This is a genomic window from Paenibacillus sp. LRG-1, assembly GCF_057220305.1.
Genome location: NZ_CM170126.1, coordinates 526,299 through 540,239, shown reverse-complemented (window position 1 = coordinate 540,239; position 13,941 = coordinate 526,299). Strand labels below are relative to the sequence as shown.

Genomic DNA, 13,941 nt, shown 5'->3' with positions numbered 1-13,941 from the left:
ATAATGAGCTAATAACGGTAAGTGAAGGGGGAGATTGAATATGACAGACACCCGATATATGATCGGCGTCGATATCGGCACAACCAGTACCAAAGCGGTGCTTTTCGAAGAAAACGGCAATATTGCCGCCCAGCACCATGTGGGCTATCCGCTCCATACACCTGAGCCGGATGCGGCAGAACAGGACCCGGAAGATATTTTCAAAGCTGTCGTAACGACGGTGCAAGAGATCATGAAACAAAGCGGAGTGTCAGCCGAGCATGTGCTGTTCGTCTCCTTTAGTTCGGCCATGCACAGTGTACTGGCGGTGGATAAGAACGGCAAACCGCTGACCGCCTCCATCACTTGGGCAGATAACCGTAGCGCCAAATGGGCCGAAGCGCTCAAACATGAATACAACGGACACGACATTTACTTACGTACCGGAACGCCCATTCATCCCATGTCACCGCTAACGAAACTGATGTGGATTACACGGGATTTACCGGATATTGCGGCCCAGACGTATAAATTCATTTCCATTAAGGAGTACGTTTTTGCCCGGTTATTCCACCAATATGTCGTGGACCACTCGATTGCCTCTGCAACCGGACTTATGAATTTGCAGCAGCTGGACTGGGATGAGGAAGCACTGCACATTGCAGGTGTGACGAAGGAGCAGCTATCCGAGCTGGTGCCGACAACTCATGTGCTCAAAGGGCTGGATGAGACCTATGCGCATGACATGGGTCTACTGAAGACGACTCCTTTTGTGATCGGGGCCAGCGACGGTGTCTTGTCCAACCTCGGTGTGAATGCGATCAAACCTGGAGTTGTCGCGGTTACCATCGGCACCAGCGGAGCCATCCGTACCGTAGTTGATAAGCCGCTCACGGATGCCAAAGGGCGCTTTTTCTGTTACGCCTTAACCGAAAAGCTGTGGGTCATCGGCGGCCCGGTGAACAATGGAGGTATAGTCTTCCGCTGGATCCGGGATGAATTTGCAGCCTCCGAGGTGGAAACGGCCAAACGACTGGGACTTGATCCATATCATGTGCTGACCCAAATTGCGGAACAGGTACGTCCTGGCTCCGACGGTCTGCTCTTTCTTCCGTACTTATCCGGTGAACGTGCGCCCCTGTGGGACCCAAATGCTCGCGGCTCCTTCTTCGGTCTGTCCCTGCGTCACAAAAAAGAGCATATGATTCGCGCCGCTCTGGAGGGTGTGCTGTTCAATTTGTATACCGTCATGCTCGCCATGGAAGAAGTCATCGACAGACCGTCAGTCATTCACGCCACTGGTGGATTTGCACGCTCGGAGCTATGGAGACAGCTCATGGCGGATATTTTCGATCAGGAAGTCATTATCCCCGAAAGTCTGGAAAGCTCATGTCTGGGCGCAGCTATTCTGGGCTTGTACGCGCTGGGACGGATTGATTCGCTGGATGCTGTGTCCGGTATGATCGGTACCACTCACCAGCACAAACCTGTAGCAGAACACGTGGATATTTATCGCGATTTACTACCGATTTATATCCGCATTTCACGTAAATTCGAAGAAGAGTTCAAGGATATTGCGGAATTTCAGGCCAAGTCCCTACAATCTTAAATTAGTGGAACCTGTTCTAACGCTGCTGCGTATTACCTTTTTATAAAAACCTGTCTATGTCAGTTGGGCAGGGTAAGAAGGAGGATTAGACGATGCTTAAACAATTACTGCACCGCCTGCTACATTCCACCTCTCATTCTCATAAGCGGCGATACAGCAGCTCAGACCGTTATTACGAACGTGAACGTAAACACCATTCTTCTTCAGACGGTTACAAGAATAGCCACAATGGGCACCGATATTACAAAGATAAACGCCGTCATTACTCCAGTTCTTAGCCAAACAACAAGAAGTAGCGACGGAATAGAGCGTACCACAAGAAGCATGCCACAGGCTCCTTCAAACCCTATAAAGCGAAGACCCTTCTCATCTCAAGGGCCTTCGCTTTATTGTTGTGCGCCCTTCGTTATGCAGGGCAACATCTGTGCATTTTACAGGAAATCGGTTATGACCGAAATTACAGAAACAGGGTTTTAGAGATGATCACCAGCAAAATAAACAGAACAAGAATCGCTCCTACAGAGGTCCATGCTCCTACGCCGCAACCCATACCGCCTACTCCACACATATGACTCATTTACAACACTCCCTTCGCTCATTTACAGAATCATTGTATGTAGACCTGGTCAAATGCGTAAGGGGGGCATTCCCCCATTTTTGCGGCGAATGCCTGTTTATTTTTAGGGACTATCTATGGGTTAATCTCAAGCAGCAACAATGCTTCCTCCAGCTCTTGCATAAACTGTCGGCTATTCTCATAACGTGGCCGAATCTGAAAAAGACGCTCCAGCATTTGACGCACAGGTGAACTCAGTTTCAATTCTTCCTGCCAGCTTGCTGGCGGTTGATCTGGCTGAGGCTCGTAACTGCTATACAGCATAAAAAGCATTAAATGTCCGACATCGTACAAATCGCTGTAGACGGCGACGTCTTGTCGCTCAGGTGCGCGCTTTTCCAGCATGGATTCGGTAAATACATCCTCCTGTCGCTCTCCCATCGCCAGAGCAAGACCAAAGTCGATCAGGTAAGGCTTCCCCTCGCGGTGAATCACATTGGGAATGCGGATATCCCGATGGATATAGCCCCGTTCATGCACATGCAGAACTCGCTCCATTAACTCCAAAATGTAGACAACGCATTCCTGTTCTGTAAAGGAACGCTCCTGTTCAAATATAAGCTCCTCCAGCGTCATGCCAGAGATGTATTCCATGACCACAACTATTCCGTTCGAATGCTCGACAATTTCGAGCAGCTTCGGAATATAGGGGTGTTCCATCTGCCGCATAATATGAGCCTCGCGCTGCAATAGCTGAACTGCCTTCGCCCGTTTGCTCGGTCTGGGCATTTTCACTGCCACCTCTTGTCCGCTGTGCCGATCCAGACAGAGGTAGGTTAGACCATAGCTCCCCATGCCTAAAAGCGAACGAACATCATAACGTCCGCTCAGTAAATCGCCAGGCTGTTTCGGATAATCCATACATGATTCATATGCGTTCCGCAACCAAGCAAACATATTTATATCCTTTCCTCTACATGCCGCAGCAACGTTTCTTATGCGGCTTGTTCTCGTATTCTTATATTCCGTTATTATACCATCCACGATAAAAGACCATCAGAACCGGGAAGGTCTGATGGTCTTTATCAAAAAAGATGCTGGTTATGCCTCTCTGCGTCTGCGCGGTGTCAGACCAAGCCAGGACAACAACGAACCGCGCGATTTGCGTTGCCTGCCCTGGTAGGTACGCAAATTCGTAATTAACTGCCGGTCTCGTTCCTCGTCAACCTTTTCTTTCATCCAGCGTTTTTGATCCTCCAGTTGGTTAGACAGGCTGATATTCTTTTCCACCAAACGGCTGTGCTCTGCTTCCAGCTCCTCCAAACGGCTCCGCATTTCCAACAAAGCGTTTTGCACCATGTCCTGCATCTGCGCCAGTTCTTGCGGCTCTACGGACTCCTGCGTTTGTACGGATACAGGTGCTTGCTCCAATCTATACTCAATGGTAGATGCCAAAGTCTGGAACTCCTCCTGCGACTGTAGCTGCATCATGGGTTCCTCTGACAGTTCCTGAGCATTCATTTCATCCTGTAACTCTGTCAGTTCAACCGTAGCAGCAGCTTGCGCCTGCATGACCGTCTCTTCCCTGCCCTCAGCCGCCGCCATTATTTCTTCCCAGGTTGCGGTCAGTGACTCAGCATCCGAGATGGGGGGCAAGCGGAATTCCTCATCCTCCATTTGAAAGGGAGCGGTCACTCTCTCAAGCACCACCTGAACCGCCTGCTCCATCGTCATATGCTGTTCACGCAATGCCCACCGCATCACCTTCAAGCACTCAACATCCTCAGCACTGAACATTCTCGATTGATTCGCGGAACGCTGAAACACATACCCTTGCTCCTCCAGCGCCGCTGCATATTTACGAAGGGTACTCGCCCCGATTCCCAACTGCTTTGCTGCTTCCGTCGTCGATTTGCTTTCTTCCATTTAATCATTACCTCCCCGGATGGTATGGAAAGAAATTAGCTTGTATATGTAGAATTCGCGAAATCCATTGGAAACCCTTTGGCAAAAATGTTCTAATATTGCAGACTGCTAAGAACCTTTGTCATAACGGAATATTTGTAGAAATACAAGAAACGACATTGTAAGAGAATACTTTCGTTTTATGTACCCTTCAGACTCTTTAAAGAGCGTCACATAAATGTCACACTTTCATGATTTCTATGGCACCATTCCTTCCATCAACATGGTCCATGTTATAATTTATACAGCGGTCACCTTAAATATAAATTGAAACGTCCTCTCCTACCTTCCAGTAAAAGTATTGATAATTTACGTTCATTCTACAATTAATCCTAGAAAGACACCTCTATTTACAGTTCATTTTTAATTTTCCAGAATGGAGACAAAAAAATGGATATTTTCAAAAGATCAGCAATATGTTATGTTATGTAACGTAAAATGGATTTCAGGCATAATTTGTAGCATATTAACGTTCGCTGGAACGAGGAGGCAACATAGATGAAGGGGAAGGCAAGGAAAGTAGCTATTGTCGGCGCGGGAATGGTCGGTTCGAGCTGTGCCTACTCAATGGTTAATCAGTCCATTTGTGATGAGATCATGATGATTGACCGCACGTATGATCGGGCTTTGGCCCATGCACTGGATCTGTCCCATTGTATGGATTTTACGTCCACACGTACCAAGGTACGTGCAGGCACGTATGCAGACTGCACGGATATGGACGTTGTGATTATAACGGCTGGAGCCAACCCTAAACCGGGTCAAGACCGCCTATCTGTGCTGGATGACGCAGTGCTTATTACCAGAGAGATTGTAACCGCGATTATGGAGGGTGGCTTCGACGGTATATTCGTCATTGCCGCTAATCCTGTCGACATTGTAACGTATATGGTACAAAGTATATCCGGTCTGCCACGCAACAAGGTGATCGGCACGGGCACCTCCATTGACTCATCGCGACTCAAGACGTTGCTTTCTGAGGTGTTTTCCATAGATCCGCGCAGCGTACAAGGATATGCGCTTGGCGAGCATGGCGAATCCCAATTCGTTGCCTGGTCACACGTCACGATTGGTGGTAAGCCACTCTTGCACATTTTGCGTCAGCATAAAGAACGATTCAGCCACGTCGATCTGGACGACATTGCCCGTAAAACTCGGGATGCAGGCTGGGAGATCTTCACCCGCAAAGGCGCCACTTATTTTGGTATTGCCAATGCGCTGGCATACATTACACGTTCCATTTTAAATGATGATGGTAAAATTATAGCGGTCTCTGCTGTATTGGACGGCGAGTACGGGCACACCGATGTCTGCACGGGCGTTCCGGCAATTATCGGCAGCAGAGGAATTCAAGAGGTCATCGAGCTGGAGCTAAGTCCGGAGGAACAAGCGAAGTTCGACGCCTCTTGCCACCTTATCAGCAATAATATTCGTGCCATTTCAGGCCTAGTGTAAACCAATAGCACAGTAAAAAAACTCCTTACCCTCATTGAGGATAAGGAGTTTTTGCAATCCCCGTATTTCGCCCTATATCTCTTTATAACGAAATACTGTCAGTCCCGCCAACGTAAATACGACAAAGCTACCTATTATAACCGTCAACAGTGTATCCGTTGGCACCATGAACGCCCCGAAGTTGTCTCTTCCACTCGGCATCATCGCCAATAAAGGCTGTGTCCATGGATAGTACGGACCGTAGGTTTGAGAATTGGCGACCAGAATATTCGGCACGGTGAAGACGAAATTCAACGCAAGCGGTGCGGCAAAGCTGGACCACAGGAAGGACACCATCAACTGCAACGCAGCCAGCGGCAGGCAGGCTACCCAGCCGGCGAGCAAACTTTGAGCGATCACGGCCCATGGAATCGGTCCGTTCATGTCCTGCACAACTCCAACACCCAGCAACGCTCCTCCGAACAGTAGCTGGGTCAATCCGACCAAGGCCATAATGATGGTCAGCTTGGCCGCATACAGACTCGTGCGGGACAATGGCAATGACATCAACTGCTTCCAACCGCCGCCCCCATGCTCGAATCGGCAGACCAGAGATGCAAATACGGCGGTCAGCATCGGCATGAACAGCAGCGCATGAACTGTAAGCATGGCAGACAACAACACCTGCCAATTCCCTCCCGGGTTTGCCAGCAAACCAATCAGGACGGCAATCGCCGGGCTGACGAGCGCAAGGAGCCAGACGGGCGATTTCGCCATTTTCATACGTTCAACAGAAAGCAGCCGTACATATCCTCCGAACATTACGCCACATCCTTTCGGCTAAAATGGGCCGCTGTCAGCAGGCTGAGAAGCACACCCGTTCCGCACCCGACGGACGCAAACATCCACGCTTGAGGTGCAACCCATGCGAATTGCGGCCAGGCCAACGGAAACCATTCGGACAGCTGTGAAGCAAACAGGCTGCCGATACCTAACGTAATCCCCAGTGTTACAGGCAGCGCTTGGTTATGGAACGTGACCGTTAACCACAACAATAATACGAGCATAGGCAGCGTACCGCCTAAAGGCCAAAATCCAAGCCGCAGTAATTCTCCAATCGGCGCCGGCTCTCCCCCGAAGCCGAGTAGCATGCCCAACACCCACGTCCCTACCGTCAGGAGTACACAGGACACACACAGCATCCCGATCGCCAGCGTCAGCTTGGCCATATAGACGCTGAATTTGGATATAGGCAAGGCCAGTAGCTGCTTCCAGGAATTAGACATATGCTCCACATTCGCCAACATGGAAGCGACCATGGTGGCTCCTAACACCAGCGCAAGGGGGACAAACATAGCGATGTTATCCATCAAGGATTCCCACAAATGGCCCTTGTATCGCGGAATCAGATAGTCATAGCGGAGTCCAAAGTTCAGCGCCTGCATCGCCACCAGCCCAAGGGGACCGAGAAACACCAGGAACCAGATTCCCTTTCTGCGTGCTTTGAGCAGATCCGCCGTGAGCGCCCGCAGCATCATAAGGAAGTTCCTCCTTTGCCCACCACTTGCATGAACATATCCTCCAGCGATTTGCGGCGTTCCTCCACACGGTATACGGCATGCGTATTTTCGACCAATCTTCTGACCAGCAGCGCAACAGCCGCATCATTCATGTTCTCGAAATCCAGCGCCGATCCGTCCTTCACTGAATGGTAGCCCTGCTCACGCGCAATCAACTGGGCTGCTTCCGGTTCCGACACTACGATCCGAATTCCTCCCGCAGATTCCTGACGGAGATTATGAATCGTATTTTGAAAGACCAACTCTCCTTCACGGATAATACCCACAGTATTCGCCATATGCTCTACCTCGCTCAACAGATGGCTGGATACCAGCACGGTGATCCCCCGTTGCTTGGGCATCGCCTGAATCAATGTGCGCATTTCCTGAATACCCTCCGGGTCCAAACCATTCGTAGGCTCATCCAAAATGAGCACTTCGGGATTCCCAAGCAGGGCTGCTGCAATGCCAAGTCTCTGCTTCATACCCAGGGAGTAGCCTTTGACTGGACGTTTGGCATGCTTGGTCAGTCGGACGACCTCCAACACTTCGGCAATGTTTTGCTTGGGTACATTCAAAATACGGCGAATGGCCTCCAGATTTTCAATTGCGTTCAAATGACCATAATACGAAGGATACTCCACCAACGAGCCGACTTTACGCAAGATATCGAGCTTATGTCTGCGAATATCTTTGCCGAATATACGGATCGTTCCTCGAGTTGGGCGAATAAGTCCAAGCAGCATGCGGATCGTTGTCGTTTTCCCCGCTCCATTGGGACCCAGAAATCCGTAAATATCTCCTCGAGCTATTTTCAGGTCCAGCTGATTAACCGCCGCGCGGCCTTTGTATATTTTGCTGAGACTGTTCGTTTCAATAATGTATTCGTTCAAGTTCCTCACCTCGACACCTATCGTAACGTGCCAAGTTTAAAGCCAAGGGAACTCTGAGTTTAAGTTTTGTTTAAAAAACGAATTCTTGTCCCGGCTGATGAACTGAAAATCTCCCTCTCCAAATTCATTTCGCGAGCCAGCAGTTCTGTAATCGCCAAACCAATCCCTGCCCCTTTTTCACTGGACTGTTGCTCCATACCGGGCCCTTTATCTGTGATAACCAATGCCTCTGTCCCATTATCTTTCTGTACTTGAACACCGATATATCGGCCTGAGGCAGCATGGCGAACTACATTTTGAAAGAGATTGTCCAGCAGACGACGGAAGCCTTGCTCATCGACATTCCACACCATGCTATGTTCGGGCAGGTCGATATCCACTTCAAAGCCCTCCTTTTCCCACACCGGATACCAGCTGGCTACACACTCCCGCACTAGCCGCAGGATATCACGCGGTGTGTTATTCATAGTGTATTTTCCACTAGCTAGCAGATTATAGGTGAGCAGATTATCGATCAGACTCCCAAGGTCTTTTAGCTTGTTTTCCATCAGTGTAATCGACTGTTTCCCTCTGCTGCTCAGATTTTCACCATCTAGTGTATACAGATGGCTACGCACGACCGTAAGCGGTGTTCGAATATCGTGTGACAGATCCGCGACCAGTCTCTTCCGCAGCTCTTCCTCCTGACGCTCACGTCCCCGACTCTCGGCCAACTGCTCGACCATCTGATTAAATGCTTCCTCCAGCTTGCCGATTTCATCCGGGCGTCCAGTGGTAACAAGAATAGGCAAGCCATCCTCTCCTCGCTGCGACATGGCGGCCTGAAGCTGCAACAGTCTTCGCCGAATGCCTCCAAAAAACAGAAGAGATACGAATATAAAAGTGCCCAGAATCAATACGATAAAAAAGAGATAGTACATCAACATGCTACTATCTGTAGGTGGCTGTTCAAAGAACGAACGAGGCACTTTTAACACCATATAGCCCTGATTCACATCATTCTTGCCCCCGCCAATAAAGGCTACTACCGTAAACGGCCCCTCATAGCTTGCTTGCTTCATAAAAGCTATAGCCTGCGCAGCGTTCCATTGTTTTGGCATGTTAGGTTGTGTCGGTAACTCCAACCTTGTTCTACCTGCGGGATCCACCCAAAATATTTGTGAGTTAGGGAACATATCTTGTTGTATTTTGCGCAGATGGGCTGAGATTTGCTCTGGTGTGGCTCCCTTCAAAGCTACAGCTTCGCGATGCCAGCTATTTTCGGTATGGGTAGTAGAGGGATAGTAAGTGTTTTTAGGCTTGAGCTCCGTCCCCCAATTCAATAACACGCTATATATCAAGGCTGTAGCAGGCAACACAATGGGCAACAGCATCATAGCAACCACAATAATGACCAGATAACGGAACAACAGTGAACTGCGAAACCGACCTCCCTGACCCGACCTAGAGCTGGGGTGTAGCCTCCTCCAATCCTTGCGCGTCCTGCTCATTATGCTTTCACCCGATATCCTACACCACGGATCGTCTCAATGATGCGGGGTGTCGCAGGATCAATCTCCAGCTTTTCGCGAAGGTGTCGGATGTGGACCATTAAAGTTTTGTCTCCGTCGATATATGGATCTCCCCACACCGCTTCATACATTTGCTCTTTTGTCATAATTTGGCCCAAATGCCGCAGCAAATAAGCAAAGATGTGATATTGCTTACCTGTCAGTGTAATTTCCTCCCCGGTATCACGGTTCACAATACGGTTATCAGGAGAGAAGACAGAGAGATGCCCCAGTTGTAAGGATTCTTCCGGCACGGTTCCCGATCGGCGCAGCAAAATCTCCATACGTGCTATGAGCTCGTCCGGGTGAAAGGGCTTGGTTACATAATCGTCGGCGAAATCCAGTCCTTGCAGCTTATCGTCAATGGATGTACGGGCAGACAACATGAGAATGGGAAGCTCCGGGTACTCTTTCTTGAGCCGCTTCCCCATGGTGAATCCGTCCAGACCGGGTAACATCACATCCAAAATCACGAGTTGGCACGTACGGGCTGCTTCCACAGCCCCCTCCCCGCTGCGAAGCCATACTACAGCGTAATTCCGCTCTTCCAAATACTGATGCGTCCAAGCACCAATATCCTGGTCATCTTCGATGTATAACACATTTGTTTTCATCATGGGCACCTACTTATCGTTTTTCTTTTATGTAATGGGCATTATAGCATTTATGGTACATGACCCACTTAAAAAGGTTAATAACTACCTTATACGACATACGCTTCACATTTTCAAATTTGAATGCTCGTGAAAAAAGGAGGCCTACCCGATGCTGCTGGAAGCGATATACCATCACCCGAAACGCAATTGGGCTTTTGGTTATAATGATGAAACGATATTTCTACGGCTACGTGCGAAGAAAAATGACCTGAATACCGTTCATGCTCTCACCGGAGATAAATACGATTGGGACCGCACCCGACAGCTTGTTCCGATGTCCAAATTCGCTACCGATGGCAGATTTGATTACTATGAATGCAGCGTAAAACCTACTCACCGTCGGCTGAAATATGGATTTTTGCTAGAAGACGGTGAGGAACGTATTTGGATGAACGAGGACGACTTCACCACCCAGGAACCTCAAAACGCAGACAGTCTGTTCCAATATCCGTTTTTGAACCCGATTGATATTCTGAAGCCACCTGCATGGGTGAAGGATGCTGTATTTTATCAGATTTTCCCGGAACGTTTTGCGAACGGTGACCCCTCCATCAGCCCAGAAGGTGCAGAGACATGGGGCGGAACGCCACAAAGAGACAATTTTTTCGGTGGCGATCTACAGGGGATTCTGGATCACCTGGATCACTTGAACGAGCTAGGGATTAACGCCATATATATGACCCCTGTCTTCAAGGCAACGACCAATCATAAATATGATACAGAGGATTATATGGAGGTGGACCCGCATTTCGGGGACAAAAAGACATTAAAAAAACTGGTCGATGCCTGCCACGAACGAGGAATTCGTGTGCTGCTTGATGCGGTATTCAACCATTCAGGGCGTACGTTTAAACCGTTCGTTGACGTGCAGGAAAAAGGCGAAGCCTCGCCTTACAAGGACTGGTTCCATGTACATAGCTTTCCCTTGGAAGTGGTGGATGGCACACCGACGTACGATACATTCGGGCTGGAACCAATGATGCCCAAGCTGAACACCGAACATCCTGAGGTGAAAAAGTACCTGCTGGATGTGGCAAAGCATTGGATCGAAGAAATCGGCATCGATGGTTGGCGGTTGGATGTGGCAGACGAGGTGGATCACGCCTTTTGGCGGGAATTCCGCACTACGGTCAAGCAGGCCAATCCGGATGCGTACATTTTGGGTGAAATGTGGAATGAATCGTCTGAATGGCTTCAGGGGGACCAATTCGATGCAACGATGAATTATCCGTTCACCTACGCGGTGAATGATTTTTTCGTCAAGAAAGTGACCGATGCCCAAAGCTTTGCCTTCGCCATCGGACGACAGCTGGCCCGCTATCCGCAGCAAGCATCCGAGGTTGCCTTCAATCTGCTGGATAGCCACGACACACCACGCCTGCTGACACTGTGCGGGGATGACAAGCGGCTGATGCGACTGGCCGCCCTGTTCCAGTTCACGTACATGGGCGCACCCTGCATCTATTACGGCGATGAGATCGGTCTGGATGGAGATGCCGATCCAGGCTGCCGCAAGTGCATGGAGTGGGACACCGACAAGCAGGACCGCGAGCTGTTCGACTTTTACCGCGAACTGATTGCGCTTCGTAAGGGGCACCCGGTCCTCCGTGATCAGGGAAGCATCACCTTTCTGGAGGCACAGCCAGAGGGTACCTCACTTGCCTACGAGCGCCGCAGCGAGGAAGAAGTAATGCTCGTGCTGCTCAATCGTTCCGATGAGGATCACGTTTTTGAACTGGACATTCCTGAGCAGGAATGGCAATTAGCTTTTGGCGAAAGCCAGTTGTCCAAAGGAGCGAAGGGGTTGCACGCCAAGCTTCCACCCTACGGATACGCTGTACTGAAGGCAGCACCTGCTCGGTCAGTAAATCCTGCTTAAGAGGACGATGTCAAGGCGGGAAGCAAGGCATCCGCCTATATAGGCGGATGCTGATGAAGGTACCTGCCGAATACGGCAAAAAAAGCGAAACCACCGGGAACAAGATGTTTACTTGTTCCTGATGGTCTCTTTACGTCGAATAAGAACTTCTATCCAAGCCGTTTATTTATTTTTAACATCTGTTCTTACTACCCCAACATCCGAAGCATTGATCGAAATGGGGTTACCGCCTTGTCCTGTCTGAGCTGAAGAAGATTGTCTGACGACCACCGAAACTCTTTTATTCTTAAATCCAGTTCGTCTTGTTCTCCCCAATGCAATACCTCCTTAAATATATACGTGAGTTCCTTAAACCTCTCAATTACGACTCAACCGTGAAGAGATATGCTATATGAATATGCCACTGTAGAAAACAGGTAGCGGCGAATATCGGATCATAGAGAAAAGAGGCTCGGTGATTCACACAAAAAAACGAAATTTCCATCCATGCAAAAAACCGCTCCAAGGAGATACCTTGAAGCGGTTTTTTAGCGCTACCTGAGCCAGTACAGCAGTTTACGCAGGTAGCGTCTGTGTTTTCAATTGCACGTACAACTGGTGCGTCACCTGCTGCGGCTCAATACCCAACTCATCTTCCAGTATTCTGACGAAGCTTTCATAATGCTTTTGCGCAGCGATATAATCGCCCAGTTGGGCATAGGCGGTCAGCAGCAGACCGCAGATATCGTCTGAGTACGGCTCCCGTTGCTGGAGGCTGAGTAAGCGCTGAACAGACTGCCGGGTACGACCTGAGCGAAGCTCGTCTCTCGCCAGCTCAGAAGCACATGCCAGATACATACTGCGCAGCTTCTCCCTTTTTGCATACGCCCACGGGTAATCGTACTCCTCCAGATAGTTGCCACGGTATAGAGCCAACAGGCTCTCAATACGCGGCGTACCGCCGCTACCGGATGCAGCCCATTCGGATATTCCCCGCTCGAATAGCTCCACATCTGTAATCCAGCCATTGCGGTTCAAGCGGTAGCGATCCAGATTGTATTCCAGCTTCGTATCTTGCATCCGTTCTTTCAATGCCTTGCGGATTTGGTAAATGGACGTGTGCAGGTGAACAACAGCCTTGTCCAAATGATATTCAGGCCATAGCGCATCCAGCAATTGTTCTTTGCTCACCCATTCCCCTTCATGGTGTAGTAAAAAGGAAAATAGCTCCTGTGACTTTAATGTGCGCCATTTGAAGGGTTTCGCTCCTACGGCTTCCTGTCCATCCTCCAAAATTTCAAGCTTTTGAAAACAACGTACCTTGGGGGATTGCTCTGCTGCAACTCCCAAGCTGGAAGAACGGGGATCAGCCAGCGTGGCTGCAATCCGATCTAACGTTTTGGATAGCCGCCGGGCATGAACGGGCTTTAGCAAATAATCCAGTGCTTGCAGCTCGAACGCTTCAATAGCATATTCCGAGTACGCGGTCACAAAGACGATATGAATATGGGAATCCAGCTGTTGAATCCACTCGGCGGCCTCCAGACCGTTCATCTCTGGCATTCCGATATCTATAAAAACAATATCCGCACGTTCTGCCGCCAGATGATCCAGCCCCGCTTGTGCAGACGTATATTTGCCCATTACCGTTAACCGTCCGTCCGCCTCCAGCAACCGTTCCAAGTAGGTTAATGCCGACCGCTCATCATCAATCAAAATCGCCTTCATTTGTGTCTGTACTCCCTTCCTGCTGCAACCATCCATCATGATGCTCTATTTACATGCTATCTGCTTTATCCTTACAATTTTTAATTCCTTATATTTTATATATCGTATCATCGCGGACGCGACATTAGCTTTTCCGACAAATGTACTGTACTTT

The 13,941-nt window shown here is 49.4% G+C and carries 14 protein-coding genes; 4 read left to right on the top strand and 10 right to left on the bottom strand.

The genetic code is table 11. The features are described 5' to 3' along the window. Positions 1 to 40 precede the first annotated feature (40 nt). Together gntK and ACUUJN_RS02405 are read left to right on the top strand one after the other, a co-directional pair. The gene (gntK, locus tag ACUUJN_RS02410; protein WP_028541194.1) at positions 41 to 1,588 is read left to right on the top strand and encodes a gluconokinase; all 1,548 of its coding nucleotides are present in this window, start codon (positions 41 to 43) and stop codon (positions 1,586 to 1,588) included. 92 nt (positions 1,589 to 1,680) lie between these two features. After that, positions 1,681 to 1,866, top strand: a complete 186-nt coding sequence (locus tag ACUUJN_RS02405; protein WP_071559410.1) for a hypothetical protein — start codon at positions 1,681 to 1,683, stop codon at positions 1,864 to 1,866. Between the two features lie 179 nt (positions 1,867 to 2,045). Here ACUUJN_RS02405 and ACUUJN_RS02400 read toward each other — a convergent pair whose 3' ends face one another. The 3 genes from ACUUJN_RS02400 to ACUUJN_RS02390 form a co-directional block, all read right to left on the bottom strand. Then, on the bottom strand, positions 2,046 to 2,165 hold the full coding sequence (locus tag ACUUJN_RS02400; RefSeq protein WP_013369112.1) for a hypothetical protein: 120 nt from the start codon (positions 2,163 to 2,165) through the stop codon (positions 2,046 to 2,048). A gap of 114 nt (positions 2,166 to 2,279) precedes the next feature. Beyond that, positions 2,280 to 3,101, bottom strand: a complete 822-nt coding sequence (locus ACUUJN_RS02395; RefSeq protein ID WP_484669226.1) for a serine/threonine protein kinase — start codon at positions 3,099 to 3,101, stop codon at positions 2,280 to 2,282. A 144-nt stretch (positions 3,102 to 3,245) separates the two neighbouring features. After that, positions 3,246 to 4,070 carry a MerR family transcriptional regulator gene (locus ACUUJN_RS02390; protein ID WP_069080456.1) on the bottom strand — a complete coding sequence of 275 codons (825 nt, stop codon included), beginning with the start codon at positions 4,068 to 4,070 and terminating at the stop codon, positions 3,246 to 3,248. Between the two features lie 537 nt (positions 4,071 to 4,607). Between ACUUJN_RS02390 and ACUUJN_RS02385 the strand changes: the two genes are divergently transcribed. After that, complete coding sequence (locus ACUUJN_RS02385; protein WP_023986728.1) at positions 4,608 to 5,564, top strand: L-lactate dehydrogenase; 957 nt, start codon at positions 4,608 to 4,610, stop codon at positions 5,562 to 5,564. Between the two features lie 72 nt (positions 5,565 to 5,636). On the opposite strand, the gene ACUUJN_RS02380 is transcribed toward ACUUJN_RS02385, so the two are convergent. Genes ACUUJN_RS02380 through ACUUJN_RS02360 form a run of 5 tightly spaced genes read right to left on the bottom strand, consistent with a single transcriptional unit; the run spans position 5,637 to position 10,159 of the window. Beyond that, on the bottom strand, positions 5,637 to 6,365 hold the full coding sequence (locus ACUUJN_RS02380; RefSeq protein ID WP_075153614.1) for an ABC transporter permease: 729 nt from the start codon (positions 6,363 to 6,365) through the stop codon (positions 5,637 to 5,639). After that, positions 6,365 to 7,081, bottom strand: coding sequence for an ABC transporter permease (locus ACUUJN_RS02375; RefSeq protein WP_023986726.1), 717 nt, complete (start codon positions 7,079 to 7,081; stop codon positions 6,365 to 6,367). The genes ACUUJN_RS02380 and ACUUJN_RS02375 overlap by 1 nt, the downstream gene beginning before the upstream one ends. Beyond that, positions 7,078 to 7,995 carry an ABC transporter ATP-binding protein gene (locus ACUUJN_RS02370; RefSeq protein ID WP_023986725.1) on the bottom strand — a complete coding sequence of 306 codons (918 nt, stop codon included), beginning with the start codon at positions 7,993 to 7,995 and terminating at the stop codon, positions 7,078 to 7,080. Before ACUUJN_RS02370 ends, ACUUJN_RS02375 begins: the two co-directional genes overlap by 4 nt. Before the next feature lie 59 nt (positions 7,996 to 8,054). Then, positions 8,055 to 9,485, bottom strand: a complete 1,431-nt coding sequence (locus ACUUJN_RS02365) for a sensor histidine kinase (RefSeq protein ID WP_484669225.1) — start codon at positions 9,483 to 9,485, stop codon at positions 8,055 to 8,057. Continuing rightward, a complete protein-coding gene (locus ACUUJN_RS02360; protein ID WP_023986723.1) occupies positions 9,485 to 10,159 on the bottom strand; it encodes a response regulator transcription factor in 675 nt (224 codons plus the stop codon). Before ACUUJN_RS02360 ends, ACUUJN_RS02365 begins: the two co-directional genes overlap by 1 nt. Positions 10,160 to 10,310: 151 nt before the next feature. On the opposite strand from ACUUJN_RS02360, the gene ACUUJN_RS02355 reads away from it, so the two are divergent. Then, positions 10,311 to 12,080: an alpha-glycosidase gene (locus tag ACUUJN_RS02355; RefSeq protein ID WP_484669224.1), complete on the top strand. Its 1,770-nt coding sequence runs from the start codon at positions 10,311 to 10,313 to the stop codon at positions 12,078 to 12,080. Positions 12,081 to 12,242: 162 nt separating this feature from the next. Here the strand turns inward: ACUUJN_RS02355 and ACUUJN_RS02350 are convergent, their stop codons facing one another. Both ACUUJN_RS02350 and ACUUJN_RS02345 read right to left on the bottom strand, forming a co-directional pair. Then, positions 12,243 to 12,395: a hypothetical protein gene (locus tag ACUUJN_RS02350; RefSeq protein WP_167348614.1), complete on the bottom strand. Its 153-nt coding sequence runs from the start codon at positions 12,393 to 12,395 to the stop codon at positions 12,243 to 12,245. A 240-nt stretch (positions 12,396 to 12,635) separates the two neighbouring features. Beyond that, entirely contained in the window at positions 12,636 to 13,787 is a 1,152-nt protein-coding gene (locus ACUUJN_RS02345) for a response regulator (RefSeq protein ID WP_076159093.1), read from the bottom strand. Positions 13,788 to 13,941 lie beyond the last annotated feature (154 nt).

Excerpts from the sequence above, each read along its gene's own strand:
- gntK (WP_028541194.1), top strand. The coding sequence starts at position 41 with ATGACAGACACCCGATATATGATCGGCGTCGATATCGGCACAACCAGT.
- ACUUJN_RS02405 (WP_071559410.1), top strand. The coding sequence starts at position 1,681 with ATGCTTAAACAATTACTGCACCGCCTGCTACATTCCACCTCTCATTCT.
- ACUUJN_RS02400 (WP_013369112.1), bottom strand. The coding sequence starts at position 2,165 with ATGAGTCATATGTGTGGAGTAGGCGGTATGGGTTGCGGCGTAGGAGCA.
- ACUUJN_RS02395 (WP_484669226.1), bottom strand. The coding sequence starts at position 3,101 with ATGTTTGCTTGGTTGCGGAACGCATATGAATCATGTATGGATTATCCG.
- ACUUJN_RS02390 (WP_069080456.1), bottom strand. The coding sequence starts at position 4,070 with ATGGAAGAAAGCAAATCGACGACGGAAGCAGCAAAGCAGTTGGGAATC.
- ACUUJN_RS02385 (WP_023986728.1), top strand. The coding sequence starts at position 4,608 with ATGAAGGGGAAGGCAAGGAAAGTAGCTATTGTCGGCGCGGGAATGGTC.
- ACUUJN_RS02380 (WP_075153614.1), bottom strand. The coding sequence starts at position 6,365 with ATGTTCGGAGGATATGTACGGCTGCTTTCTGTTGAACGTATGAAAATG.
- ACUUJN_RS02375 (WP_023986726.1), bottom strand. The coding sequence starts at position 7,081 with ATGATGCTGCGGGCGCTCACGGCGGATCTGCTCAAAGCACGCAGAAAG.
- ACUUJN_RS02365 (WP_484669225.1), bottom strand. The coding sequence starts at position 9,485 with ATGAGCAGGACGCGCAAGGATTGGAGGAGGCTACACCCCAGCTCTAGG.
- ACUUJN_RS02360 (WP_023986723.1), bottom strand. The coding sequence starts at position 10,159 with ATGAAAACAAATGTGTTATACATCGAAGATGACCAGGATATTGGTGCT.
- ACUUJN_RS02355 (WP_484669224.1), top strand. The coding sequence starts at position 10,311 with ATGCTGCTGGAAGCGATATACCATCACCCGAAACGCAATTGGGCTTTT.
- ACUUJN_RS02345 (WP_076159093.1), bottom strand. The coding sequence starts at position 13,787 with ATGAAGGCGATTTTGATTGATGATGAGCGGTCGGCATTAACCTACTTG.